General features: G+C 37.0%; 1 protein-coding gene. It reads right to left on the reverse strand.

The genetic code is table 11. The features are described 5' to 3' along the window. Positions 1-106: 106 nt before the first annotated feature. The gene (locus B4237_RS16945) at positions 107-676 is read right to left on the reverse strand and encodes a LemA family protein (RefSeq protein WP_019383705.1); all 570 of its coding nucleotides are present in this window, start codon (positions 674-676) and stop codon (positions 107-109) included. Positions 677-899: the final 223 nt, after the last annotated feature.

An 899-nucleotide genomic window follows, 5' to 3' on the forward strand; every position in this document is an offset into this window, starting at 1 on the left:
TTTAATTTGATTTTTTAATAATTTAGTGAGCAACTAAATAAGACCATGTATCAAAAAGCCAATTATTCTCTACTGAGTAACTGGCTTGAGTCAAACAAGGGGTCTTTTAAAAATTTGGTTTATAGTCAAAATTTTCAGTCGCAAGATTATCCCTAAATGGGCGAATTTCTTTCTTCGATAATGTCAGTGTATTGATCAGGTTATTTGGGAAAACTTGGATGTGGTTGTTGAATAACTCAACATTACGGTTAAAGATTGTAATCGCAGCACCAACATTTTCGTTTTGCTCTTGAATGTCATCCATCATTTTGCTGTAAAGCGCATCAGCCTTTAACTCTGGATAATTTTCTACAACGACGTTGAGGCTACGGATGAGTTCTTTACTCATTTTTTCGATGCTTTGTAGTTGAGAAATATCCGTATCATTGACATTCAAGTTCAAGATTTGCTGACGAAGCTCTGTAACTTTTTCTAAGGTTGATTTTTCAAACTGAGTGTATTGCGCCAAGGTTGCTTCCAAAGCCTCTAAAGTTTTTACTTTTTGGCGTTCAAAGTTGGCGACTTCTGACCAAGCTCGTTTAGTGGCATTGAAGTAACGCACAATCGTATTGCGAATATTGATGCCCCACACAATCAATATAACAAAAATCCCCAAGAAAATGAGCAAGCCCATCATTGTCGTTCTCCTTATTGTTATTGCTACAAATCCGCTCTTTTGAAAAGAGACCAACTGTACTGAGAACAGTGGAATGGATTTAGCGAATTAAGTTAAGCATGTGTTGCTGAAATTTTTGATATTCAGGCATGGTCATAGTGCGTAAATGACCGCGCAACGCTGGAATATCATTAATCTCATCTCGTTTGCTTGTGGTTTGAAAGAGGTCTTGCTCACCCACATA

Source organism: Acinetobacter sp. UBA6526 (genome assembly GCF_002434875.1).
Classification (GTDB): domain Bacteria; phylum Pseudomonadota; class Gammaproteobacteria; order Pseudomonadales; family Moraxellaceae; genus Acinetobacter; species Acinetobacter venetianus.